This window comes from Streptomyces sp. NPDC045022 (assembly GCF_056432605.1).
In genome coordinates this window covers 56406-80774 of sequence record NZ_JBWKIR010000006.1, presented here as the reverse complement: position 1 = coordinate 80774, position 24369 = coordinate 56406, and the positions used below count along the sequence as shown (strand labels likewise).

22 protein-coding genes and 2 pseudogenes are annotated in these 24369 nt (G+C 70.2%); 8 read left to right on the top strand and 16 right to left on the bottom strand.

Annotation, left to right across the window (positions count from 1 at the left end; all coding sequences use genetic code 11):
- The first annotated feature begins 544 nt into the window (after positions 1–544).
- On the top strand, positions 545–1201 hold the full coding sequence (locus tag AC07C1_RS13330; protein ID WP_478938798.1) for a GNAT family N-acetyltransferase: 657 nt from the start codon (positions 545–547) through the stop codon (positions 1199–1201).
- Positions 1202–1243: 42 nt separating this feature from the next.
- On the opposite strand, the gene htpG is transcribed toward AC07C1_RS13330, so the two are convergent.
- The 4 genes from htpG to AC07C1_RS13310 all read right to left on the bottom strand — a co-directional run bounded on the left by htpG (position 1244) and on the right by AC07C1_RS13310 (position 5644).
- Positions 1244–3073, bottom strand: coding sequence for a molecular chaperone HtpG (gene htpG / locus AC07C1_RS13325; RefSeq protein ID WP_478938797.1), 1830 nt, complete (start codon positions 3071–3073; stop codon positions 1244–1246).
- Between the two features lie 132 nt (positions 3074–3205).
- Positions 3206–3901 carry a thioesterase II family protein gene (locus AC07C1_RS13320; protein WP_478938796.1) on the bottom strand — a complete coding sequence of 232 codons (696 nt, stop codon included), beginning with the start codon at positions 3899–3901 and terminating at the stop codon, positions 3206–3208.
- 356 nt (positions 3902–4257) lie between these two features.
- Positions 4258–4617, bottom strand: coding sequence for a hypothetical protein (locus AC07C1_RS13315; RefSeq protein WP_478939020.1), 360 nt, complete (start codon positions 4615–4617; stop codon positions 4258–4260).
- A 91-nt stretch (positions 4618–4708) separates the two neighbouring features.
- Positions 4709–5644 carry a hypothetical protein gene (locus AC07C1_RS13310; RefSeq protein WP_478938795.1) on the bottom strand — a complete coding sequence of 312 codons (936 nt, stop codon included), beginning with the start codon at positions 5642–5644 and terminating at the stop codon, positions 4709–4711.
- A gap of 402 nt (positions 5645–6046) precedes the next feature.
- Between AC07C1_RS13310 and AC07C1_RS13305 the strand changes: the two are divergent.
- Positions 6047–7302: pseudogene (locus AC07C1_RS13305) on the top strand (IS256 family transposase).
- A 95-nt stretch (positions 7303–7397) separates the two neighbouring features.
- On the opposite strand, the gene AC07C1_RS13300 reads toward AC07C1_RS13305, so the two are convergent.
- Positions 7398–8330, bottom strand: coding sequence for a DUF2867 domain-containing protein (locus tag AC07C1_RS13300; RefSeq protein ID WP_478938794.1), 933 nt, complete (start codon positions 8328–8330; stop codon positions 7398–7400).
- A 51-nt stretch (positions 8331–8381) separates the two neighbouring features.
- On the opposite strand from AC07C1_RS13300, the gene AC07C1_RS13295 reads away from it, so the two are divergent.
- Positions 8382–9068 carry a TetR/AcrR family transcriptional regulator gene (locus tag AC07C1_RS13295; RefSeq protein ID WP_478938793.1) on the top strand — a complete coding sequence of 229 codons (687 nt, stop codon included), beginning with the start codon at positions 8382–8384 and terminating at the stop codon, positions 9066–9068.
- A gap of 233 nt (positions 9069–9301) precedes the next feature.
- On the top strand, positions 9302–9589 hold the full coding sequence (locus tag AC07C1_RS13290; RefSeq protein ID WP_478938792.1) for a hypothetical protein: 288 nt from the start codon (positions 9302–9304) through the stop codon (positions 9587–9589).
- Positions 9590–9658: 69 nt separating this feature from the next.
- Here the strand turns inward: AC07C1_RS13290 and AC07C1_RS13285 are convergent, their stop codons facing one another.
- From AC07C1_RS13285 to AC07C1_RS13275, 3 genes and pseudogenes are all read right to left on the bottom strand, one after another.
- Positions 9659–10198, bottom strand: coding sequence for a DUF4262 domain-containing protein (locus AC07C1_RS13285; protein ID WP_478938791.1), 540 nt, complete (start codon positions 10196–10198; stop codon positions 9659–9661).
- Positions 10199–11291: 1093 nt separating this feature from the next.
- Positions 11292–11636 (bottom strand): annotated as a pseudogene (locus AC07C1_RS13280) (hypothetical protein); the annotation flags it as partial.
- Between the two features lie 274 nt (positions 11637–11910).
- Entirely contained in the window at positions 11911–12117 is a 207-nt protein-coding gene (locus tag AC07C1_RS13275) for a hypothetical protein (protein ID WP_478938790.1), read from the bottom strand.
- A gap of 179 nt (positions 12118–12296) precedes the next feature.
- On the opposite strand from AC07C1_RS13275, the gene AC07C1_RS13270 reads away from it, so the two are divergent.
- Positions 12297–12692: a ribosomal protein L7/L12 gene (locus tag AC07C1_RS13270; RefSeq protein ID WP_478938789.1), complete on the top strand. Its 396-nt coding sequence runs from the start codon at positions 12297–12299 to the stop codon at positions 12690–12692.
- Positions 12693–12714: 22 nt separating this feature from the next.
- Here the strand turns inward: AC07C1_RS13270 and AC07C1_RS13265 are convergent, their stop codons facing one another.
- From AC07C1_RS13265 to AC07C1_RS13245, 5 genes are all read right to left on the bottom strand, one after another.
- Positions 12715–13200 carry a DUF4265 domain-containing protein gene (locus AC07C1_RS13265; protein WP_478938788.1) on the bottom strand — a complete coding sequence of 162 codons (486 nt, stop codon included), beginning with the start codon at positions 13198–13200 and terminating at the stop codon, positions 12715–12717.
- A 3-nt stretch (positions 13201–13203) separates the two neighbouring features.
- A complete protein-coding gene (locus AC07C1_RS13260; protein ID WP_478938787.1) occupies positions 13204–13791 on the bottom strand; it encodes a hypothetical protein in 588 nt (195 codons plus the stop codon).
- Between the two features lie 147 nt (positions 13792–13938).
- Entirely contained in the window at positions 13939–14262 is a 324-nt protein-coding gene (locus AC07C1_RS13255; protein WP_478938786.1) for a hypothetical protein, read from the bottom strand.
- Positions 14263–14649: 387 nt separating this feature from the next.
- Positions 14650–15276 carry a hypothetical protein gene (locus AC07C1_RS13250; protein WP_478938785.1) on the bottom strand — a complete coding sequence of 209 codons (627 nt, stop codon included), beginning with the start codon at positions 15274–15276 and terminating at the stop codon, positions 14650–14652.
- 849 nt (positions 15277–16125) lie between these two features.
- Positions 16126–16584, bottom strand: coding sequence for a flavodoxin family protein (locus AC07C1_RS13245; RefSeq protein WP_478938784.1), 459 nt, complete (start codon positions 16582–16584; stop codon positions 16126–16128).
- An 84-nt stretch (positions 16585–16668) separates the two neighbouring features.
- Between AC07C1_RS13245 and AC07C1_RS13240 the strand changes: the two genes are divergently transcribed.
- Positions 16669–17349: a class I SAM-dependent methyltransferase gene (locus AC07C1_RS13240; RefSeq protein WP_478938783.1), complete on the top strand. Its 681-nt coding sequence runs from the start codon at positions 16669–16671 to the stop codon at positions 17347–17349.
- Between the two features lie 6 nt (positions 17350–17355).
- Here the strand turns inward: AC07C1_RS13240 and AC07C1_RS13235 are convergent, their stop codons facing one another.
- Positions 17356–18681 (bottom strand): lipase family protein, encoded by a 1326-nt coding sequence (locus tag AC07C1_RS13235; RefSeq protein WP_478938782.1) that lies wholly within the window; start codon positions 18679–18681, stop codon positions 17356–17358.
- 230 nt (positions 18682–18911) lie between these two features.
- Here AC07C1_RS13235 and AC07C1_RS13230 point away from each other — a divergent pair, with 230 nt between their 5' ends.
- The gene (locus AC07C1_RS13230; RefSeq protein ID WP_478938781.1) at positions 18912–19598 is read left to right on the top strand and encodes a lipoprotein; all 687 of its coding nucleotides are present in this window, start codon (positions 18912–18914) and stop codon (positions 19596–19598) included.
- Positions 19599–19667: 69 nt separating this feature from the next.
- Here AC07C1_RS13230 and AC07C1_RS13225 read toward each other — a convergent pair whose 3' ends face one another.
- Together AC07C1_RS13225 and AC07C1_RS13220 are read right to left on the bottom strand one after the other, a co-directional pair.
- Positions 19668–20300, bottom strand: a complete 633-nt coding sequence (locus tag AC07C1_RS13225; RefSeq protein ID WP_478938780.1) for a GNAT family N-acetyltransferase — start codon at positions 20298–20300, stop codon at positions 19668–19670.
- A 234-nt stretch (positions 20301–20534) separates the two neighbouring features.
- Complete coding sequence (locus AC07C1_RS13220; protein WP_478939019.1) at positions 20535–22580, bottom strand: DUF1996 domain-containing protein; 2046 nt, start codon at positions 22578–22580, stop codon at positions 20535–20537.
- Positions 22581–22985: 405 nt separating this feature from the next.
- On the opposite strand from AC07C1_RS13220, the gene AC07C1_RS13215 reads away from it, so the two are divergent.
- A partial coding sequence (locus AC07C1_RS13215) for a hypothetical protein (RefSeq protein WP_478938779.1) occupies positions 22986–24369 on the top strand: 1384 nt, incomplete at its 3' end.

Sequence of the window (24369 nt, the reverse complement as noted above, 5' to 3'; positions counted from 1 at the left end):
CTCCGGGGCCCCGCTCCCCGTCCCGACCACCTTCGGCCCGCCGGCCGGCACGGGGTACGGAACCCCGCTCCCCGTCCCCAGCGCCTTGTACCCGCCGGCCGGCACGGGCGCGCGCTCTCGCCGGCCCAGGCACTGAGCCGTGGCCGGGGTGTGACGCCCCGGCCCGGACGGCCCGCACCCCGCCCCGGGCGGAGCTGCCCTCCGGCCGCCACTCCTGACACCAACACCCCACGGACCGCCCCCACTTGTCCGAAGGATTCACATGCACCACACCACCCCCCACCCCGCCCCGGCCGCCGACCCGTCCTGGACCCGCACCCGGCCCAAGCCCGGCTCCCAGGAGCAGGCCGGCTGAGACCCCCTGCCCTGGCCTCTCGGCTCACCAGGGGCGGATGGCGTCCGAAACACCCCGGGACAAGGCGCCCCACTCCGATACCCGCTAGATTCGACCGCCGGTGCGGGTGGTCCGCATCCGTCGGCGGCTCGCCTCCCCACGGGCTCCGCGTCCGCCGCGCAAGCCGTTCCGTCGGGGTTCGAGGGTTTCATGGTCTGGTCGCTCATCCGCCGGGTCCGAGCCGCATCCGGCCTGCCCGTGCCCGGGCGGTGCGTGCTGGACCGGCACGCCCTCGCCACGGAGCGGCTGCTGCTGTTCACGCCGCGGCACCGCCTCGACGTGGCGGCGGCGCTCGCCGCGTGCGCGGACGCCGAGGCGCAGCGGTGGCTCGGCACCCAGGCGGACCAGGTCGTGCCCGATCCCGGTACCCGCAGGGCCTTGTTGCGGTGGCGGCCCGCCGGCGACGACGGCCGCCGTGTCCCCCGGCTGCTGGCCGAGCCGTTCGTGCCCGGGCCCGGCAGCCCGATGATCCTGGTCTGCGTGCGCAGGTCCGACCTGAGCTACGCCGGAGCCCTCGAACTGGACCAGCGATCGGGCGAGATGGGCGGCTGGCTGGCGCCGGGCTGCCGCGGCCAGGGCCTGGGTGCGGAGCTGTTCCGCGCGGGCGTCACGCTCGCGCACACCCACACCGGACTGGCCACCGTCCGGGCGGGCGCCGAGACCGGGAACACCGCGAGCCGGCGGGCCCTGGCCCGCGCGGGTTTCGTCCCGGACCAGGGGCCGCCCCGGCACACCCTGCCCGACGGCCGGGTGGTCGAGGCGGTCTGGCACCGGCACGACACCGCGGTTGCCTCCCGCTGCCGCTGATCCCGCGCGGGGCGTCCCCGCCCACGACGGACGGAGTGCCGGTCACACGGTCCTGGCGAGGCGGTCCGCGAGCAGCTTGGCGAAGCGGGCCGGGTCGGCCAGGTCGCCCCCTTCCGCGAGCAGCGCGGTGCCGTACAGCAGCTCGGCCGTTTCGGTCAGTTCCGGGTCCGCGGCGCGCTGCTCGTACGCGGACCTCAGCCCGCTGACCAGCGGATGCTCGGGGTTCAGCTCCAGGATGCGCTTCACCGGTGGGAGTTCCTGACCCATCGCCCGGTACATCTTCTCCAGAGTCGGCGTGATGCCCTCGGCATCACTGACCAGGCACGCCGGTGAGCTGGTCAGACGGGTCGTCAGCCGTACGTCCTGCACGTCGTCGAGCGTCTCGTTGAGCCAGGTCAGCAACGGCGCGTACGCACCGGACTTCTCCTGTGACAGTTCCTCTTCGGACGGCAGGTCGACGGAGCCCCGTGCGACCGACTGGAACTCCCGGCCGTCATAGGCCCGCACCGCCTCGACCCAGATCTCGTCCACCGGGTCGGTGAGCAACAGGACCTCGTACTCCTTGGCCCTGAAGGCTTCGAGGTGCGGGGAGTTCTCGACCTGCGCGCGGCTTTCGCCGGTCATGAAGTAGATCTTGTCCTGGCCGTCCTTCATCCGCGTGATGTAGTCGGCCAGGGTGGTGGGATCCTCGCCCGCGGTGGAGGTGAACGAGGCGATGTCGAGGATCGCCTTGTGGTCCTCGTTCCCGTTGAGCAGGCCCTCCTTGACGGCGGGGCCGAACTCGCGCCAGAAAGTGCGGTACTTCTCGGCGTCGTTGCGCATGAGGTCCTTGATGGTCGACAGGACCTTCTTCGCCAGGCGGCGGCGGATCAGCTGGATGTGCCGGTCCTGCTGGAGGATCTCGCGGGAGATGTTCAGCGACAGGTCGGCGGCGTCCACCACGCCCTTGACGAAGCGGAGGTGACCGGGCAGGAGTTCGCGGCTGTCGTCCATGATGAACACGCGCTTGACGTACAGCTGGATGCCATGGCGGGCGTCGCGCTGGAAGAGGTCGTGCGGGGCGCGCGACGGGATGAAGAGCAGAGCCTCGTACTCGAAGGTGCCCTCCGCCCTCATCTGGATGACCTCGAGCGGCTCCGACCAGTCATGGCTGATGTGCCGGTAGAACTCCTGGTACTCCTCGTCCTTGACCTCGGACCGCGGCCGCGCCCAGAGCGCCTTCATCGAGTTGAGGGTGTCGTCGCCCATCCGGATGGGGAACGAGATGAAGTCCGAGTACCGCTTGACGATCTCCCGGATCTTCCATTCGTCGGCGTAGTCGTACAGCGCGTCCTCGGTGTCCGCCGGACGCAGGTGGACGGTCACCGCCGTACCCACCGGCGCATCCTCGACGGTCTCGATCGTGTACGTGCCGTCGCCGTCGGACTCCCAGCGCACACCGGTCTCCTCGCCGGCCTTGCGCGTGAGCAGGGTGACCTTGTCGGCGACCATGAAGACGGAGTAGAAACCGACACCGAACTGACCGATCAGCTCGGCCGATTCCTTGCTCTCCCGGAGGCGGCGCAGCGTCTCGGCCGTTCCGGATCTGGCGATGGTGCCGATGAGTTCCACCACATCGTCGCGCGACATGCCGATGCCGTTGTCCCGCACGGTCAGCGTGCGGGCCTCCTTGTCGACCTCGATGCCGATGTGCGGGTCGTCGGCCCGGAGGCCGTCGTCCGTCAGCCCGGCGAGGCGCCGTTTGTCCAGGGCGTCGGAGGCGTTGGAGATGAGTTCACGCAGAAAGATGTCCTTGTTCGAGTAGATCGAATGGACCATCAACTGCAGGAGCTGCCGGGCCTCGGCCTGAAACTCCAGCGTCTCGGTGCTCATTGCATCCCTTCTGGCAACATGACGTGTGCGAGCGCTTGCCATCGAAATCTGACATACCGGCAACTGCCCGCACAAGCGCCTTCCCCACCGTCGTCCGGCGCGATGAAGCCGTACGGCCACATCGGCGGCCGTCTAGTGCGTATCGACGTCCTGACGGTCCAGTTTCTCCGCCAGGAGTCCGATCACCCGCTCGCTCTGATCGACGAGAAAGAAGTGCCCTCCCTGGAGTACGTGGAGGTCTGTCTGTCCGGTGGTGTGCTCTTGCCAGGCTGCCGCTTCGTCGATCGAGACGCGGGGGTCACTGTCTCCGGTGAGCACCGTCACGGGGCAGTCCAGCTTGCGGCCGGGCCGGTACCGGTACGTCTCGACGGCCCGGTAGTCGCTACGGAGGGCCGGCATGATCATTTCCAGCATTTCCGGGTCGGCCAGCACGGCCGCGTCGGTGCCGCTCAGCGCCTTGAGCTCGGCCACGATCTGTGCGTCCGACTGCTCGTGGATCCGCTCGTCACGGTGGCAGGAGGGCGCCCGTCGGCCGGAGGCGAAGAGCCGTACGGGCGAGGGAAGGCCGGCGTCCCGCATGCGCAGCGCGACTTCGTAGGCGAGAACGGCGCCCATGCTGTGCCCGAACAAGGCCAGCGGCCGCTCGTCGAGTTGGCGCAGCGCCGCGCATATCTGGTCAGCCAGGTCGGTGAGGCTCGCGATGTTCGGCTCGTGACGCCGGTCCTGCCGCCCCGGGTACTGAACCGCCAGCACCTCCACCGCGGGCGTGAGCGCCCTGGACACCGGAAAGAAGAAGCTCGCCGACCCGCCGGCGTGCGGCAGGCACACGAGTCGGGCTCCGCTGTTCGGCGCCGGGTGAAATCGGCGGATCCATTTGTCGAATCGCTCCGCTGGTTGAGGCAAGGCCAGAAATTCCTTCCAGGAACGTCCTCGGCGCGCTGCTGCCCCATCGCGGGTCGACCGGCGATCGCTGGTGAGGGCGCACCGATCCCACGACTCGCATGACGATTCCCCAGCATAGGACAGGCGCGTCCGGCTCGGCACCCCACTTCCAATCCGTCCTCGGTGCAAGGGACTTGCGGGAGAACCGAAATACCCGAAGAAGTCGCCTGCCGCACGCCCGCCGAGTGGAAGAACCCGCCCTTGGCCGGAGCGCGGGGTGCGACACAGCACCAGCCGGCGAATCACCAACCAGCCAGAACGCCCCGTGGGCCGGCGGTCAGACGCCGGTGTAGGTAAACGCCGCCCACTCGGTCGGATGGCCGAACCCGCGACTCGAGTCCCAGATCCTGCGGGACACCGGCCCCAGGTGTGCCGCGTCCGTCTCCGGTCGGAGACCCGTATCCGTCAACTCGGCGTTCGCGACGTCGCGCACCCGGATTTGAGCATGCCGCAGCGCCACGGCAGCGGGCATCTCCCTGTTCGACGAGCAGGCGGTAGAAGACCCGCGTCACCAGGCTCGCGGCCTCGTCCGGCACAGCCCGCCGAGTGGCGATCACGGCGTACGCGCCCGTGCCGAGGAAGGCGGCAGGAAGGCCCACCAGCTCGTCCGGCGCAGTGCTCCCGACCCGCGGTCTCGCATGCCGAGAGCACCACCAACCGTGGCTGGCACACCGTTTGAGGGCGTTCGGTCAATCAACGGGCCCCTGTCAGGCGATGGGTCACCGCCTCGGCGAGCCGACGGGTGTCGGAGGTGAAGGTCTGGGCTGGAGCCCCGATACTGAGAAACACGTGGGGGCTGGTGGTCCGATGCCGGACCTCAATCACCAGCTCGACCGCGACGCACGTGTCGAACAAGCGCCGGCTCAGCGACGGGTCTGCGGATAGTGCGGTCTCAGTCAGGCCAGCCAAGGCGCTCGGGCCGGTGACAGCCAGGGATCGTGCCACCCAGCGCGCGGCATCGAACTCCGCAGGTCCGCACACGCCTGCGGGGTCGATGAGCGCGAGTTCTCCCCCCGATCTCAGGAGATTGAGCCCGACCGCATCTCCATGTAGCAGAACCGGCTCGATCGCCGGATCCTCAAGGGCGTGCAACACGCCGTCGGGCGAGGGCAGTCCAGCCTCGTGCCAGACCCGTACCGCGTTATGAAGCCTCGGCCCAAGGAAGTCCTGCAAGCGCGGCACTCCGGCCGGCGGTGTCAGGTGCGCCTGGTGGAACAATCCGACGACCTGTTCCGTGGCTGCGGCCATCTCCGTGTGCAGCAGCCCGACGCCCGAGACCTTGCCCAGCAACAGGTGAGTGACATCTGGGGCATAGGCACCAACACCGTGGTCGAGGAGAGGGGCGCACGGCACCCGGTGTGCCGTCCAGGCCGCCAACGTCGCGGCCTCCGCGTGCTGGGGTTCTCCGATCAGCTTCAGAACGGCGACAGATCCATCATCCAGTCGGACCTCGCGGAGCACGTTGGGAGACAGTGGGCTGCCGACCATCGGACCGAGGTCGGTCAACTCCAAGGCCGCCAAGTAGGTGGGCAGCGCCTCAGCGACCCGCTCGAAGGAGGTCATCTTCTCCCGACCTGTGGCCTTGAGAGCCTTTCGCCGGTCAGCGAGCCAGTCATCCAGTTTCCGCACAGGTCATCCTCCGCACGTCTCCGGACCCGGTGCAAGGAATATTGATGCAGCACGGACGGCGTCTAACTCGTACTCCACCCCGGAAGTGCAGGTGACCCAACCCGTTCACCAGCTCGGAAACGACGTTCGTGCCAGGTCGAAGCACTCCCACAGTCTTTCTGACGTCGTTCGCGAGCTCGGCTCGTGAAAGCGCGAGGCCAGTACTCCAGCCGTGGATTGTGATCTTGGTGATGGGATGCCAGGTTTCCGTGTGGGCGATCACGTGATTCAGCTCTGGCGCGAGCAATGCTCAAGACCTGTGGATCGGCCTCGTATTGGATGCGAAGGGCGTACCTTCCCGAGTGATCGACTTCTGGTCATCGAGTAGGCCCGCGTTGGCGCGCGGGTCGGGAAGGCACGCCCGTGCTCAGCGTAGTGAATGCCGAAGGCTCCACCGAGACCGGCTCCCTGATCGACGACATCGTCCGCGAGGGCAGGAGGCGGATGCTGGCCGCCGCGCTGGAAGCCTAAGTCAACGCCTACATCGCCGGGTTGGCTGATCAGTGCGACGAGGTGGGCCGGCGTCTGGTGGTCCGCAACGGCTACCACCGCGAGCGGTCGGTGACCACGGCCGCAGGCCCGGTCGAGGTCAAGGCGCCGCGGGTCAACGACCGGCGCATCGACGAGGCGACCGGTGAGCGGACGCGGTTCTCCTCCAAGATCCTGCCGCCGTGGTGCCGTAAGTCGCCGAAGGTCTCCGAGGTGCTGCCGCTGCTCTACCTGCACGGGCTGTCGTCGGGGGACTTCGTCCCGGCGCTGGAGCAGTTCCTCGGCTCGGCTGCCGGGCTGTCGCCGGCCACCGTGACGAGGCTGACCAGGCAGTGGCAGGATGACCACGCCGCGTTCCAGGAGCGGGACCTGTCGGACCGCGACTTCGTGTACGTGTGGGCCGACGGGGTGCACCCGAAGGTGCGGCTCGGCCAGGCACACTCGTGCGTGCTGGTCCTGCTCGGGGTGGGGCTGGACGGCAGCAAGGAGCTTATCGCCCTGGCCGAGGGGCTGCGGGAGTCGGCGGAGTCGTGGGCCGACCTGCTGCGCGACTGCCGCCGACGGGGCATGCATGACCCCGAACTGGTGGTCGCCGACGGCGCGATCGGATGGGCCTGTGGAAGGCGCTTCGGGAGGTCTTTTCCGCTGCCCGGCATCAGAGGTGCTGGGTTCACAAGGCGCGGAATGTCACGACCGCCTTGCCGAAGTCCGCGCAGCCGGGCGCGACGAAGGCGATGCAGGAGATCTACAACGCCGAGGACCGTACGCACGCCGGGAAGGCGGTCGAGGCGTTCGCGAGGACCTACGGCGGGAAGTGGCCCAAGGCCGTCAAGAAGATCACCGATGACGTCGACGAGCTGCTGGCGTTCTATGACTTCCCCGCCGAGCACTGGGTCCACCTGCGGACCACGAACCCCATCGAGTCCGCGTTCTCCACAGTCAAGCTCCGCACCAAGGTCACCCGCGGGGCCGGCAGCCCGGCCGCAGCCCTGGCGATGGTGTTCAAGCTCGTCGAGTCTGCCCAGGCCCGCTGGCGAGCGATCGCCGGAGCCCACCTGGTCCCGCTGGTCCGCGCGGGCGCGAGATTCGAGAATGGCCAGTTCGTGGAACGAGAGGAGCTTGCGGCCTGATGACCACCCCGGAACCGCCCCCCGGCGAGGGGACTCAACCAACTCGACGAACTCGCGCAAGCAGCCACCCAGGCCCTTGGTACGTCCGCAGCCGCTCATCCCGCATCCGATGATCCAGTGGCGGACGCTCTGAGCGAGACGGCCCGACTCCGTTCTCCGGCGCTCGGCGCTGCGAGGGCCAACGTGCGGTGTGTACGCCGGAACATGGCGCGGGCCATGAAGGGGTGTACGCGCTTGGCCACACCCCAGTAAAGGCGCGCGCGCAGGCCGTCGGCCTTCACAGCCGTGCTGAGGGTGACGTAACGCTCATCGATGAGGATCGAGGCGCGGGCCGTCAGACCCGCCGTGTTCACGTCCAGGAGCAGCTCTCCGCCCGCTTGGGCGAGGACCGGGAAGGCGTCGCGCAGAATGCCCGTCCAGGCCGCTGGGTCACGCGGCAGGCCCGGCAGGAGTTCCATCCGGTACGCGTCCTCGTAGTCGGTACGGTCGAGGGAGGTGCGGATCAGCTGGGCCGCCGCCGGTCTGGCGATGGCTTGGGGCCGGGCCCAGCCGAGCCGGTGGAGCAGCCGCACCCACGGTGACCAGCGCATGGGGCGGGCAACGCCGTCGGCCGCCGCGCGCTCGATGTTGTCGAAGATCTCCTCGATCATTGTGTCGTGTATGTGCCGTATGACGCAGGCCCACTGGAGCCGGACGAGGCCGCGCGCTTCGCACTCGAGGACATGGCGTACGCGGCAGCGTTCGGCGCCGAGCGGTGCGACCGTCAGCTCGTGGTATCCGTCGAGGCCGCCGCCCGGCGGGGTGTCGAAGCGCCCGCGACGCCCGGGTTCGTACGCCGTGACGTGGTAGCGGATCCGGCCGTGCCCGCCGTCCGCGCCCCCGGCGAGCGGGCCGTCGAGGCACATACGCGGCCAGGCCGGGGTCGGGAAGATCGGGTCGTCCGCGGCGGAGAGGCGGTCGAGCAGGGCGCCGACGGCCGCCGCGGGGGCGTCGATCACACGCTCGTGGACATTGCGTACCGCAGTCATTGCCTACCTCCATACGCTGACGTATGGTTGACCATACGGTAGCGTACGGTCATGGCGCAACGGCAGCAACGACAGGACAGGAAGCCCCGGTTGACCGCCCAGGACTGGGCGGACGCCGCGCTCACCGCGATCGGTGAGGGCGGTATCGCGGCCGTCGCCGTGGAACCCCTGGCGGCCCGGCTCGGCACCACCAAGGGCAGCTTCTACTGGCACTTCGCCAACCGTGACGCGCTCATCGAGGCCGCTCTCGACCGCTGGGCACAGATCAACACCGAGGGCACCATCAGCGAGGTCGAGGCGGAACCAGACCCCAGGAAGCGGATCCATCTGCTCTTCGCCGAAGCCATCACGTCGGCCACGGCCAACCCGCTCGAGGTCGCACTGCTCGCCACCGCGACGCAACCCCAGGTCGCAGCGGCCCTGCGCCGGGTGACCGAGCGCAGGGTGGCATACCTCGCCCAGCTCTTCGCCGACCTCGGCTTCCCCGAACCGGAAGCCCGCCGCCGCGGACTGCTCGCATACACCGTCTACCTGGGCCACGCCCAACTCGGCCACGCTGTGCCCTCGATGCTGCCCCCGGAGGAAGGCGGGGTGTTCCGCGAATATCTCAACGAGGCACTCGAGGTGCTGATGACGCGCTGCAGGGGCATGACGGACACGGCCCCTCTGGAAACTCGGCCATCGCGAGATCGTGGCCGCGATTCTGGTCCAGCGCCCCCGCTACGTCGACACCGCTGACGAGTGCTGGGACGAGAACGTGCAGTTCATCGCCACCGCCCGGGAAGCTGACCCTCGGCTCATCGCGGAGATCAGGCGTCTACGCAGGCAGCCGGATGCCGGCCTCCCGAGCGGAGATCAAGAAGGGTGAACTGATCCACAACCATTGACGATTGCTCTCTGGCGCTGATCTTGTGACGCAAGACGGTTGGAGTCAGTGAGGCCGTTGGTTGATTGCGCGGTAGCCTGTTTCAGTGATCGACTTGCAGGTTCGGGATGAGGTCGGGACCATCCTGGCGCCTTCCCGCGGTGTGTCCCGGGACGCGGCGCTTATGGACATCGATCGAGCACAGTTCCCCAAGCTCGCCGGGCTGTGCCCAAACCCGGACACCGTCTTCAACAGCTGGCAGAGACCCATGCTGCTGGAGGAGCTGGATCGACTGCCCGCGAAGCGAAGCGGCCCCTGGGTCGATCGGGTGCGCGCCATGTGCCGGACAGCAGAGGAAGGGGTGCATGGGTACGTATGGTTCGTCGGCGACTGATCGGCAGTCTCTGCCATGGCCCTCACTGACCGGGCCGGTCATCGCGGCTGTAGGACCATCAGTCGGGATTCAGCTGGCTCCCCACGGACCGGGGGTGTCCGGCTTGGGGATCCACAGCAGAGGCTGGTTGTCCCGGCAGTAGTCGGCAGCGCCGTCCTCCCAGGGGAAGCGGCCTTCCCTGTCGGGCCAGAAGAGCTGGGCCACGGGCAGAGGCGAGACCTGGTAGTAGTCCAGCCCTGCGCCGAAGAAGTCCTTGCACCAGCTCTCGTGCACAGGCCGGATAACGGCGGGAAAGTTGTCGAAGATGTCGTCCCGGCGCTGGTCGGGCACCACAGGAGGTCCGTTGCGCACGGCCTCGCCTGCCTCGTTGATCAGGGACATCATGGTGTCGACCGCCAGCCCGAAGACACATATCTCCGGGCTGCGCAGCGTGTGCCACAGACCGACGGAATACGCCCAGCTGGCCGGAAGTTCATCGTCGGCGGCGACTCCCATCACATGCCAGCCATAGTTCCGCGTACTGGCGGCTATCGCCCGGTCCCGCTGATCCCACGACGCTTCGTGCGACGACTGCGTGCAGAGGATGCACGGACACCCAGCTCTTCCCATTCAGCCATGCTAGTGGCTCGTCACGCAGCCTCAGCCGAGTAATCGACCCGCTGCTCGTCGACCATCACACTGTCCAAGGCCTGATCTTGGAGGTGGTCGTGGAACGTCCACCAAGTTTTTTTGCCCGGTCAGTCACGATGGGCGAGGCAGAAACCGGGAAGTTCTTCGAAAACACCTTGAAAGGTCCCAAGAGGTTGGGGAGTTTTCTCCACCGAAGGGCAGAAGTCCGGTATCACTTCCGAGCGCGGGATAGATTACAAAGTAATCTCCGAGAACCCGATCCCAGGGCAGATCACCAAGTGGCTGGACAAGAAGGGGATTGCAGGAGAGGTCGGAGCCGCTCCTCGTCCTCTGCGGAGAAGGTCCAGCTCACCCCCTCACGTGCGGGTGGTGACGGATGACCGGTCGCGGGCTGACGGCCGTCAGTAAGAGGCGTCACACCAAGGACCTTGCCGAGCTCGGCGTGGTCGGCAAGGTCATCTCGAACCCGATGACCCTGAGCTCGTTCCGCCAAGGCCACCGGCGATGTTCTCCTCGCTGCGGGTCCTGATCCCGCGTGTCCGGCAGCTGTCACGCCGGCGACGACGCCCGCGAGGAAGCCGCCGTCGAAGCCGCCCGCCTCCAGGCCGCCGCACCGCCGCAGCCAGAGGAGGACCACGGCCAAGAGGCGGGCAGGCAGCGCCGTGGCCTGCTTCGCCGCCGCGGCTGACCGCGTGCGGCGACGCCGCCCCTCCACAGGCAGAAGCAGAAGCCGGGCCCGCGCAAGACAAAGTTCATCGGCGCGGCCTCACGGCGTGAGGACGACCTTCTCGCAGCGGTCCTTCTTGTTCTTGAACAGGTCGTAGCCGGTCGGTGCCTCGGTCAGGGGCAGCCGGTGGGTGATGACCCGGGTGGGGTCGATCCTGCCCTGCTCGATCAGGCCCAGCAGGGGCTTCATGTATTTCTGCACATGGCACTGCCCGGTGCGCAGGGTCAGGGACCTGTTCATCCAGGCACCCGCCGGGAACTTGTCGATCAGCCCGCCGTAGACGCCGATGACCGACACCACGCCGCCGCTCCGGCAGGACAGGATGGCCTGGCGCAGGGCGTGCGGCCGGTCGGTCTCGGAGCAGAGGCTGTGGACCTCGTCCGGAGGTTTGCCCACGGTGGTGGTCGCGGTCAGTTCCATGAGGGCGCTCCTACGGGTGCGGGTCACGGCCGCGTAGAGGTCCGTGGCCGTGATGGTGGTGACCGCGGCGGTCGCGGCGACGGTGCGGCCGAGGCCGCGGCCGTTGTGGTTCTTCAGGGCCCGGGTCAGCATCGCCAGGTCCATGAGGTCGCCGCCGGCGCGGTGCGGGTCCTCGGTCCCTGCGGTGAAGGGCTCACTGACCACCTCGACGTCGAACCGTCGCCCCTGACCCGCCTTGTCGGCGAGCCGAGCGGGAAGTGTCCGGGCCATGCGCTGCGCGATCTCCGTCGGCGCGTCCGGATCCGCCCCGTAACGCTCTGACACGACACCGGCATGACTGGACCCTTCTCATCGGCTGCCCCGAGTTATCTTCTTCGCGGTCCTGCAAGAGGGCCACTCGCCTCCGGACCCGGCATGACTGTTGCCCCCTGTCTCACTGAATGGCTCCACACACGGCCAGGCGATGCACTCACCGGACCGGCTCTGACCCGCCGGTGGCAATCACCCAGCCGAGCAGCCACGGTGTTGGCGCCGACGGCCGGCATCAGCTGTCGGGGTGGGAAGCGGCTTTGAGCTTCCAGCCGCTGCCGCTGCCGCCATTGCGCAGAGGCGGGAACCGGTGGCCTTTGACATCGGTGCTGTTGACATCGGTGCTGTACTCGTGACGCTGCCCGCAGTCGCACTCGTGGATCCCGGAGATCGGCACAATCTCACCGGGGTGAAAAAAAACCTGGTCGCTGTCCTGGCTCATGACACCTGTGTACGACGCCGGCCTGGACGCGGCGACCGGAGTAAGCACGCCGTCGGCGAGAGGGCCCACGAATCTCCACCAGTCGGTCACGCTGGGCAGGATCGGGACGGAGGAGAGAGCAGCGGACGCAGGCTTCTCTGAACTATTGAAGTTGATGCCTCAGAGTGGATCCCGGCAGCATGATCCGACACCCCGTGGTGGGGTCTTCCCACCAGACGGTGTGGTTGCATCCGATGGGGGGGATGGTGGAGGAACCAGAGTTCGACGTGCTGTTGGCCTCGAGCGGAGGCCGAGGGCTCGACCTTGTCCGGGCGATTCGGTCAGTGACCGGGCTGAGCGCGTGGCGAACCAAGCAGCTGCTTGAAGCCGCTCCGACGACGCTTGTGGATCGGACATGGTTCGAGGCCGCGGTGGATGCCGCGAGGCGCCTCAACGCGGTTGGTGCGCGAGCTGATTTGGTCTGCAGGTGGTGTGAGCGGGTGATATCTCCGGAGGACTGCCCAATGGACCCGGAGCCGTGCTCATCACCCTTCTTGTCCCCGACCGGCTGCCCCGCGAGCCGACCGAGGGCTTGATCAAACCTCGGCTGTCCTGGCCCTAGTCCGAGGCCGTAGCTGTCCAGGCCGCGGTGACGCACCCTTCCTCCCAGTGCCACCATTCCTCGACTTCGCCGTGTTCCAGCAACCTGCGGATCCGGGGAAGGTCCGCCGTCGGCGGGATGTCCAGCGCGACCATCCGGAACCGCTCAATGCCCTCGCCTGTCGTGCCAAGCCGATGGAAGGTCTCCAGCACGGTCTGCCTGGCTGCTAGCGGAAGCGTCGAGATCGCGAGTGCCGATCTGGTCGAACGACGGGACTCCGAGGAATGCCTTCGATGACCTTCTGTCCTGCCTGGCGTCGAGCTGCGCGAGCTTCTCCTGTGTTCCGGTGAGGCTGACCTGGAGTCCCTGGACTTCGAGGAGTCGGTGGTCGAGCGGGCCGACCGGCGGGGCGCAGTGGTGACCCGGCCCAGCAGCCGCAGCGTCGTCGGCGCGTCGGCCGGCAGATGGCCCAGCTCGCGCAGCCCACGAGCCGGCCGACGCACGGATCACAAACCCCGGGGGGCGCCTCGCCCACTGTGCAAGACGATGCTCCAGCGGGGCTTTACGATCACTGGGCAGGAGATCCACAGCTCCACCCCGGCCGTGATCAGTTCCAGTACCGCGCGTTGCTCGTCGGGAGTCCATGCGACGCACTCGCCTCCGAACAGCTTCCCGTAGGCGCTGCTATGCACCGCTCCCTGCTGGGGCAGCCAGTGGACCCCGCCGAGTCCTCGGGCCAGATCCTCGAAGAAGTTCCACGCCTCCAACACCGCACCTGGGGGGACGCGCCGGCGCACCGGGTCCTCCAGCCAATGCTGGACACGGGCGAGCTCCAGCGTGTCGACCTCAGAAGTCGCCAGCCTCCGCCCCCGCCGGCTTACATACTTCCGCGCCTGCCGAACAGTCATGAACACCGGCACCTGCCAGCGATCAGCTTCTGGCAACGCCAGCACCTGATCGGGTTCGTCACCCCCGCCACCGATCCACAGAACTACCGCGCTGCGGCCGAGCCCGCGCACCCGATACGCATAGAGACTCCCACCCCCACCGCGGCGTCCGGCCGCGAACACATCTGCCAACTCGATTGTTGCCACACCCTCACACTGGCACGACCCGCGAGAACCGTCGCCGAATTTCTCCGCAGCGTCCGGCCACATCGGAAAACCCGGAGAGGTCCGCTACCCGGCCAGCGATTCGAGCAGAGCCACTAGCGCCACCTCCGGCCTGACGCGCTCGCCGTGTCAGCTGGACTTGGACTGGTCCGGGGAGGCGTAGCCGACGTCGTCCGTGTAGAAGCGGCCCTGCTCGCACAGGTCCTCGAACTCGAGTCTCTCGTCCGAGCTGAGTTCCTCATCCAGCGCGAGACTGAGGACGCCTCGGGCGCGGGCCAGTCGCCGCGCGACATCCCAGTCGCCGACGAATTTGCCGACGGTGTACTCGTCGGCGTCTCCGCCCGCCATGCGGGATCCGAGTCGGTCGAGGGAAACCACGAACTCCTCCAGGTCCAGCAAAACCGCGACGGCCTTGTCGAGGGGGATGCGGATCTCTCGGGAAGACATGTCCATCGGGCCGGTTCAACTCCACAGCTGGCTCCGCCCCAGATCGTGGTCTTGCTGGCCGGGGCTGGTGCGGGAACGGGGGGGCGGCCCCTGGTGATCATTGCGCTGCGGAGACAGAAGATCAGACGGTGGCCTCAGGTCGCAGCATAGATGCCCGATGCCAGGACATGTTCGAGGTCCGCGGTCGTGGAAGGCCCGGTAGAGGAGCATGCCTCCCGCGCGGTGGCGCGCCGGCGGCGTGGCGCGGGGTGTCCGGGCACGGCCGTTGCGCCGGTGCACCGGCGCGTAGCTGAACCGGGGTGGGCTCAGTCCCCGGTGGTCGGCGCTGAACGCTCGTCGGGCTCAGTACCCTGCTCGTGTGTGCGTGAGCAACATCTTGGCGGTGGTGCGGAGTTACCGCGCCGCCGTGGTGCAGGCCGCGGCCTGCTGCTCCAGGGCGGGCGGGCCCCACTCGGGTGCCGTCGGGCAGCCCCTCAGCGTGGCCGCGGTGGCGAGCAGCCGGCGGGCGTAGCCGTCCATGGGATCGGCGTCGGCGCGCAAGGTGCCCACGTGTGCGAGGAGATCGTCGGCCTCACCCGTGGTCGCCGTCGCGATCCCGGTCGCGGTCACGGTCGCTCGGGGGGACTCGGTCACCATGGCGGCTCCCAATCGGCTGGGCGGATGCGGGACTTCAGCACGGCAGGACGGCTCCGGCGCTGCGGTGGACATGAACCGGGGGCAGGTCAGGACGAACAGGGGACGGGTGGCGTCGATGCGAAGTCGGCGCAGCTGCCCGGCGAGGGGTTCGACCGCCGCGGTGTCCAGCCGTACCCTGACCCCGGCGCCGGCATGCAGCCGCGGTCGGCCATGGGCCCGGACCAGGGTGCGTACGGTGCTCTGGCCGCGGCGGCCGTAGAGGACCCAGTCGGCCTCGGGGCAGCGGACGCCCGGTCCGGGACGGCCCCCGACGGCCAGCCCGAGGTCCCGGGAGCGGGCGGCGATCCCCCGGCCCGTCAGGTCGGCCTCGGCGGTCATCCGCATCGCGGGCTGGCCCCAGATCTCCTGGGCGACCGCCCGGGCCTCCTCGCTGGTGACCGCGGGGGGAGAGGACGTACCGCCCGGTGCGGCGCAGGTCGACGCGGCGCAGCAGGTCGGTGGCGACGTCGTACGGGCGCGGCCGCCACAGGTCGTCCACCAGGACGGACAGGGCTATCTCGGTGTAGGGGCCGATCGTGGTGCAGCGGTGTTCGTACAGCGACAGCATCGCGAGCGCCCGCCGGCCCAGCCGGCTCGGTGTCAGCCAGGTGACGTGGGGCAGCAAGCCCCTGGCGGCGTCCATGCCGACGGGGAAGCACAGGTGGGCGGCGCAGGAGGGAGTCGTAGTACCGCACCGGTACGACGACCGGGCCTGCCGTGGTGGGCACGGAGGTGGTGGGCAGGGTGAGGAAGGGGTAGCCCTCGGGCGGGTTGGCGCGGTCCTTGAGCCGGTAGGCCTGGGTACGCACGATGGGCCCCGGTAGGGGGTGAGTGCGTCGTCGACGGCCTCGCGGGTCTCGGGGACGACCGTGCGCAGGTGCTCGATGTACTCGCGGAGCAGGTGGCACGACGGGAACTCGTGGGAGGGCCCGGTGTAGTCGTGATCGAGTGGAGGCCGCGCGGTGTCGCCACGTGGACGTGCCGCCGGCCCCCGCACAGGTGGACGTGCCGGCCGGCCCACCGCACCGGTGGCCGACCTGTGCGACGTCCGCGTCACCGGCCCCGGTGTGCACGGGGGCTGTGATCAGCTGTCCGGGGGCCGTGTTTCGCTGTCCGGGGGCCGTGATCCGCTGTCACCGGGCCGGGACCAGCCCGGTGAGGACTACGGTGGCCGCGCGCCCTGTGCCCCCGTCCTCACCCGTCGGTCATCAGCCCCGCGGCGACCGTGGCGCCGAGTTCCCAGCAGGCCTCCGTGCCGGGCTTGCCGGGCTCGCCGGTGACGGTCACCGGCTCGGCCGCGCGGCGCCAGCCGAGGCCGGTGGTGACGGCCTCGATGGCGCGGACGGCGCCGGTGACGTCGTTGCCGCCGTGGACGTAGTAGCCGAAGGGGCGGCCCCGGGTCGCGTCCAGGCAGGGGTAGTAGATCTGGTCGAAGAAGTGTTTCAGCGCGCCGGACATGTAGCCGAGGTTCGCCGGGGTGCCGAGCAGGTAGCCGTCGGCTTCGAGGACGTCGGAGGCCGTGGCGGACAGGGCCGCCCGCCGGACGACGCGGACGCCCTCGATCTCCGGTGCCGTGGCGCCGGACACGACGGCCTCGAACAGGGTCTGGCAGTTGGGCGACGGGGTGTGATGGACGATCAGCAAGGTAGGCACAGCCCGCACCCTGCCGTGCGTCTGCCACCGCTCGCAAACGACGGGCACGACAGGGCGTCGCGGGCACCGGTCCGGGGTAGGACGATGCCCGGCAGCACGCACGCGGCGACGGAGGGAGACAGGGTGGGCGAGGACGACGGCCGGGCACCGGCCGCTGTGGTGTTCGACGCGCTGGGGCTCGCCTACGAGGAGGCGTTCGCCGCGTCCGAGCCGCACCGGGCGTCGCTGCGGTGGCTCCTGGAGCGGCTGCCGCCGGGCAGCCGGGTGCTGGACGTGGGCAGCGGGACGGGACGGCCGACCGCGCAGTCCCTCACCGAGGCCGGGCACCGGGTGCTGGGCGTCGATGTCTCGCCGGTCATGGTGGAGCTGGCCGGCCGGCAGGTGCCCGGGGCCGAGTTCCGGCTCGCCGACATTCGTGAGGTGCCGCTGAGCGAGGCCTCGTTCGACGCCGTGTGCGGGTACTTCTCGCTGCTGCAGATGTCCCGCGCCGAACAGGCCGACGTCGTGGCGAGGCTGGCGCGGGCGGTACGGCCCGGCGGGCTGGTCGCGCTGGCCACCGTGCCCCTCGACGTGGAGGACGTCGCGGGGGTGTTCATGGGGCAGCCGGTGCGGGTGACCAGCTTCGCCGCCGGGGCGTTCACGGAGCTGGTGACCGGGGCGGGCCTGTCGGTGCTGGCCGAGGAGCACGCCGTGTTCGCACCGGCCCACCCCGACGCCGTACCCGAGCCGCACCTGTTCCTGCACTGCGGGCGCGACGCGGGGTGAGGCCGGTCAGGGCTGGAGGGGCAGAGACCGGCAGGTGGAACCGGCGGGCCTGCCGGCGAGCCGGTCGGTGAGCCAGCCGATGACGTCGCCCTGGTCGGTCAGCAGCGGCGCGACGTGGTTCAGCAGGGCCCGGCCCAACTGCGGTGCGGCCACCGGCACATAGGTGACCTGGGCGCCCTTGCGGCACCAGTCGACGGCCAGCCGGCGGGCCTGTGCGTGCGGGACGAGGTCGTCGTTGATGCCGGTCGCCACGCGTACCGGGCTCGCCGGCTTGCCGGTGCCGATGCGCTGCCGGTCGAGAAAGTCCCGCAGGGCGGGTTCGGCCCTGATGACGTCGCTGAGAGTGGAGCCGTCGGTCGTCCAGGCCGTGCTGTGCGCGGAATTGTAGGACCGGATCGCGTCGCCGACGCACATCGTGGCCAGGTCGGCCAGCGCCGCCTTGCCCGCCGGGTTCAGGTGCCGCTCGGCGATCGGCTTCAGTGCCGGGTCGGACTGCAGGAAGCCGTTGACGGCCCAGCCGAGGGCGCCGGCCAGATCGCTGCCGTCGATCGCCTTGGTCACCTCGGTCAGATCGGCGGGCGGCGCACCGGAGTACGTGCCGGCCAGGGTGACGTCGGGGGCGTAGGACGGCTGGAGTTCGGCGGCGGCCGCGGTCGCACCGCCGCCCTGGCTGTAGCCGTACAGTCCGACGGGTGAGGCCGCGGTCACCGAGGCACCCTCCAGGTTCCGGGCCGCGCGCACCGCGTCCAGCACCGCGTGGGCGCCGTCGAGGCGGTTGACGTAGGTGTGCAGCCGGTCCGTCGCGCCGAGTCCGGCGTAGTCGGTGACGACGACGGCCACGCCCTCGGAGAGCAGCCGGTAGATCGCCAGGTCCTCGTAACCGACGGACACCGTGCGGCCGTTGAGTCTCAGAGGATGTTCCAGACCGAGTGAGGCGGCGCACTGGTCGCCCTGCCCCATGGTGCCGGGGGCCACCGCGACCAGGGGGCGCGGTCCGCCGTGTTTCCAGGAGGCGGTCGGCTCGACGTAGGCGCCGGTCACCGCGACCGGCTGTCCGGTGGAGTCGGTCGACTTGTACATCAGCCGGGTGGCCCGGCCGGGCAGGGGGCCGTCGAGGCCCGGCAGGCTCAGCGCCAACGGCAGGCGCTCGCTGCGGACCACGGTGCCGTCGGCGGCGGGCAGCGTGGTGGGCGGGGTGTAGAAGGCGGGGATGGTGACGCCGCGGGACGCCACGGTGTCCGAGGCGGTGGCGGGGAGCGTGGCGGCGGTCTGCGCGCCGAGGCAGGCGGCGACGGCGATCGCGAGGGCGGGCACACGGGTGCGTACGGGCATGGTGGACCTCCTGGGCGGCGTGGTGGGGCAGGGGGCTCCGAAGCGACTGGCAGGGACCTTACTTTCGAGTAAGTTACCGGCGGTAGCCGACGGGAGGTCACGGTTGGGCAATATTGAATCCTTGTCAGCAAGGAGTCCGGCCCTTATTCCCCCGCTCGTTGCCCGCCCCCTCGGTTACAGTGTCCGGCCGGACCAATGGGGAGATGAAGGTGCAGGTCAAGGTGGGGATCATGCGCAGCACAGCGGTGGGCGTCGCAGTGGGCACGACGCTGTTGGTGACGGCACTCAGCGGGTGCTCCGAGTCGAGCGGGCCGGGCGGCAAGGGGAGCCCGAGCACGTCGAGCGCGTCCAGCGCGTCGAAGCCGGCGGAGACGACCGCCCGCGGTGGCACGATCGGCGCGGCCGGTTCCGCCTGCGAACTGCCCGTCAGTTTCGCCATCGCCAAGGACTGGAAGGCCAAGGCGGTCGACGCGGAGGCCGAGCTGTCCAAGGCGTCGAAGGGCTCCGACGACGATCTGACCGGAGCGCTCGCCGATGCCTTCCTCCGCCAGGGGCCGGTCACCACAGCCTGCGAGATCGACGCCAAGCCGGCCGGCAACATCGGCTTTCTTCGCGTATGGACCGGCAAGGCGGGCGACGGCGACGCGGGCAGCGTGCTGCGGGAGTTCGTCGCCGCCGAGGACAACGTCAGCAAGGCGAGGTACCACGCCTTCAAGACCGGCGGCGGCCTGCCCGGCGTGGAGGTGGAGTACCTCTACACGAGCAAGCTCCTGGACGAGACGAAGAAGGAGAGCGCCTTCGCGGTCAGCACTCCCGACGGCCCGGTCGTCCTGCACCTCGGCGGCATGGACACCGAGGAGCACGAGGCGATGCGGCCCGCCTACGACCTCGCCAAGCAGACGCTCAGGCTGGCCTGAGGGCCGCCGCCCGCGCCTCGCTCAGTCGACATCCGGCTCAGTCGACGCCGGACTCAGTCGACGCCTGGCTCAGTCGGCGGTCGTTGGCCGGCCGAGGTACGTGAGGGGGCCGGCGTCCGCGACCGGGATCTCGTGGAAGCCCAGCCGGTCGTAGAAGGCTCGGGCGGCGGTGTTCACGGTGACCATGCCGAGGTGGGCGGCCTGGACGCCCTGTTGGTGCAGGGCGTCCAGGAAGGTGTGCAGCAACCGGCGCCCGTGGCCTTGCCCCTGCCACGGCGGCAGCAGGTCGATGTGCAGGTGGGCGGGGTAGGCGGCGAGTTCGGGTACGAGCATCCGTTCCGGGTGGTGCAGGAGGCGGATCATCTCCTCGCTGGGCGTACGGGGCGGCGCGGCGGGTTCCGGGTAACGGCCGGCCAGCCGGGGGATCCAGGTCCGCCGGAAGTCCTTGACGAAGCGCTCGGTGTCGGCGGTGCCGACGATGTACCCCACGGCCCGGCCCGTGCCGTCGTCCAGCACGAAGGCGAGGTCCGGGTCGAAGTGACAGTACGGCTCGGCGAAGATCGACGGCATGAGGCGCCGGTCGGGGTGGATCGCCCGGGAGTCGCCGCCATTGTGCGCGGTGCGGACGCAGACGTCGGCCACGGCATCGCGGTCGGTGAGGCGGTAGGGCCGGATCGCGGGGCTCGGATGCTGGGAGGACATGCCGGCATCCTCGACCCTTTGGGAGCGCTCCCACAAGGGCTTTTCGCGAAAGCCGGTGAGGCCACCTCCGGTCGAGCCGCTGCGCCCCCGCGAACGACACGCGGCGACCACGCCTCATGGAGGCGGGCCGCCGCGCGGGAAGCCGGTTCGGGGGCCGGCGTCAGTCGCCGGGAGCGGTGGGACGGGGTGTGGGGGTGTGGGGGTGTGGGGGTGTGGGGTGTGGGGGTGTGCTGGTCAGTAGCGGAGGCGCCTGGCCCGGAGCAGCATGAGCAGGCCTGACATGGCGAGCAGCGTGCCGATGGCCGCGGGCCAGAGGTGGGCACCCGTCTCGGCGAGTCCCCCCTGTGTCGCCTGGGGTTGCGGTTGCGCGGCCGCGGGCGGGGTGTGTCCGGCCGCGGCGGCCGGGGCCGACGCGGACCCGTTGGATGCGGAGGCGGCGGGTGCCGACGCGGCGGGTGCGGACGGGGATGGCGCCGACCGAGCCGGCGCTGCCGAACGGGCGGGCCCTGAACCGGGCTTGGCGGAGCTGACCGGCGTGGCCTTGCCGCCGGCGTCGCGCTTGGTCGTACGGGGCGGCTCGGTCGTCGGGTCGGTCCTCGGTGCCTCACTCCGAGGGGAGGCCGACGGTGCCGGGGCGGACGTGGCGCTCGCGCCCGGACCGGTGGTGGCACCGCCGCCCGGGGTCTGCGTCGCACCGCCGCCGGAACCGGCCGTGGGCGCGGCGCTCACACCGGTGCCCGAGCTCTCCGTCGGCGTAGCGGTCGCACCACCGTCGTTGCCGCTACCGCCGTTGCCGCTGCCGCTACCGCCGTTGCCGCTCCCGCCGTCGCCACTGCCGTTCCCGTTGCCGTCGGGGCCGCAGTTGTGTCCGGAGTTGATGCAGTCGACCATCTCCCGCATCAGGCCGTCGTCGAAGACGTTGATGAAGTCGCCGTGGTCGGTCACGGGCTTGTGCAGCTGCTCCGGGAAGGAGTCCACCGCGAACAGCGGCACGGTACGGCCGCCGTCCTGCACACTCGGTGCGTCGACGTCGTAGACGATGCGCTGCACGAGCTGCGGGACGGGACGGAAGCCCGCCGGGCAGGAACCGTCGGCGGCCGCGAAAGCCACGTGGGTGCGGTGGTTGGCGCTGTCGATGTTGCGGCCGTCCCAGCAGCTCTGGAACCGGAAAGTGCGTACGACGTCGCTGCCAGGAGGGCACAGCGGGTACTTGTCCTTCAGCTGCCGGTCCTCGAAACCGGTGCAGCTCCAGGACGCGTTGGCGTTGCCTGGGCCGTTGACGAAGGCCTTGGCGTCACCGGTGATGATGCGCAGCAGGCGGGGCATGGCGGTGACCTTCTCGCGCGGGTTGCCCACGAACGTCAGCGTCACCTGCTTCGGCGTGACGATCTGGCCCGCGTTGCCCTCCGTGCCGCCTCCCGGGGCTCCGGCGTCCCGTTCCTGGGTGCCGTTCTGCAGGCGCAGCACCGGCCAGTAGTACGTGGACTTGTCACCCTTGTCGACACAGCTCGTGCCGGCGTTCGCCAGGTCCTCGTCGCTGGCGAAGGCACTGTTGCCCTGGTTGCCGACGTAGTCGTGGAAGTGGTGCGCGCCGTTGGAGACGCCGGGAGCGACGATGACGTTGTCCGAGTTGAACAGGCCGTTCGCGTTGACGCCGCAGTCAGAGGTGAAGGTGCCGCGCGAGGCGTCGGCCTGCTGGGGCGGGTTCGGCAGTTCGGGCTGGACGGAGGTGATGTCCGTGTAGTCGGAGACGACGGGTCCGTTCCCACCCTGGCCCGCGCCTGCCGGCGCCTGACCCGCGCCGCCCTGGCTGTCGCCGCCTTGCTGGGCTCCGTCACCGGGAGTGGCCGTGGCCTGACCGCCGTTGTCGCTGCCGCCGGGGCGCAGGGTGCACTCGGCCAGGTCGTCGAGGCCGTCGGGGCGCTCCCCCGCGCGGTCGATGGCGTCGGCGATGCGCTCGACGGTCTCCGTCCGCTTCTCCTTCAGCGGGTTCATGATCGCGCCGTCGACGGAGTCGGTGTCCTGTCCCCCGGCCTGCCCCGAAGCCTGGAGCTGCTGGTAGGCCGCCGCCGTCTGCTGGTCGAGCGCGGCGAGTTCACGGTCGACGTCCGCTCGGGCCTCGTCCGGAACGGTCGTCAGCCGGCTGCCGACGTCGGGGCAGTCGATCGTCGCCATGCCGGACAGGACCCGCCCATGGGCGTTCGTGTCCGAGCCGCCGCCCCAGCCCTCGGTGGCCGAAGCATAGACGTTCGCCGCGACGATCCCCCCTCCGCCCAGCATCAGGGCGACCGCTGCGAAGGTCGCGCGTCGTGCGCCGGTCGGGCGTCTGCGCCTGTTGCGTACCAAGGTCGTCCCCTGTGTGTGTCATTGCGGGTCGGGCATGGAGTTCCCCCGCCTCATACGGAGGACGGTGCCACTGTGTTCAACCGAATCGCGAATTCACCGGGATCTCACAGGAAAACGCGAGCCCCACCTGTTCCCGGTCGAACGTCACCACGAACATCACAAATACGTATCGGACATTCCACACCTCAACCTTCACACGAGGGACACACGTTGGCTAGGTTGACGCGAGGCCGCCCGGCTCACCCCCGGCGGGCCGCCGTGTGGTCCGGCACCGGAGTGCTCGACGGTCGGACGCAACGGCCCAACTGCCCTAAAGGGCAAGGAAGGAGCACGTCTTCCATGGCGCCGGAGAGCCGCGACGAGGTGCGGCAGCGGATCGATTCCCTCTACGACCAGGCCGAGAACGCGACCGGGAACTTCAACGCGACCAGGGCCATGGCGGCCCGGAGGCGTTCACGGGGCGTGCCCCTGGCCAAGCCGCGGGGCGGGCAACCGGATCCCGCGCTCGACGAGGTGGCCCGGCAGTGGTTCGACGCGGCACGCGCCAGACTCGGCCCGATCGTCCCCGCCGCCCTGCCCGCCGACCGGCTGCCCGCCGGCCCGGCCGCGTCGGCGCGCTCCCGGGACAGGTTGGGGGGCGCCCTCCCGGGCGGTGAGAGAGGGGCCCTCGCTCTTCCGGGAGGGGAACGAGACGTACCCGGGCCTGCGGGCGGTGAACGGGCGGCCCTGGGAACGGGCCTGTCCGGACGGCGGCCCGAGTTGGAGCAGGGCGCCGGCCGCGCGGTGGCCGAGCTGACGGCCGGTTCGGCGACGGACCCGGCGAGTCGGCCCCTGGCGGCCCTGGAGAGCGGGCACGTGGCACATCCCGGCGCATGGAGCCCCGAAGCGCCGGGCGCCGCAGGCGAGTTGGCAGGATCGGTAGCGGCCGAGCCGGGTGTCCGCAGTACGCCGGAACTGGCGCTGCCCGGATCGGCGGGACTGCAGTCAGTCGGCGCACAGGGACCGCTCGGTCTCGCGGCGCCGATGTCGGCGCCTGAGTTCCCCGCTCTCGGGGCGCTCGGATCGGCACCGGAGCCGCTCGGTCCCGGCGGGCTCCGATCGATGGCCGGACTGCCCGGTCCGGGTACGGCGGAACCGGCCGCAGGGAGTTTCGGAGAGACGGCGGTGCTGCCGGTCGCCGCGCTGCCCGCCGCGCAGGCAGCGTCGGTTCAGGTGCCCGGGGCACTGCCCGGCCCCGCCGCGTCCGGTCGCTCCGCCCCCGCCGTCTCCAAGGCCGGCAATCGGCGCAAGCTCACCAAGGCGCGCGATCTGCTCTCCCGGCACACCGCCCAGCTCGCCACATCCCGCACCGTCCAGCCCGTCCTCGCGGATACCGCCTGGGACACCGGGGCGCAGCGGGTGGTGAGTCAGCCCGCCATGGCCCAGGCGGGGCAGACAGGGCTGGTCGGGCAGGTGGGGCAGGCGGCGGAACAGTGGCAGCAGCAGTGGGCGACATCCGGCGGGGCGGCGATCGCGACGGCGGCGGCACCGGCACCGGCACCGGCACCGGCGATGGTGAACACCGGGACCCCCGCCCCCATGACCGACACCGGCTCCTTCCCGTACCCGACCACCCCCGCATCCCTCACCGACACCGGCTCCTTCCCGTACCCGACCACCCCCGCATCCCTCACCGACACCGGCTCCTTCCCGTACCCGACCACCCCCGCATCCCTCACCGACG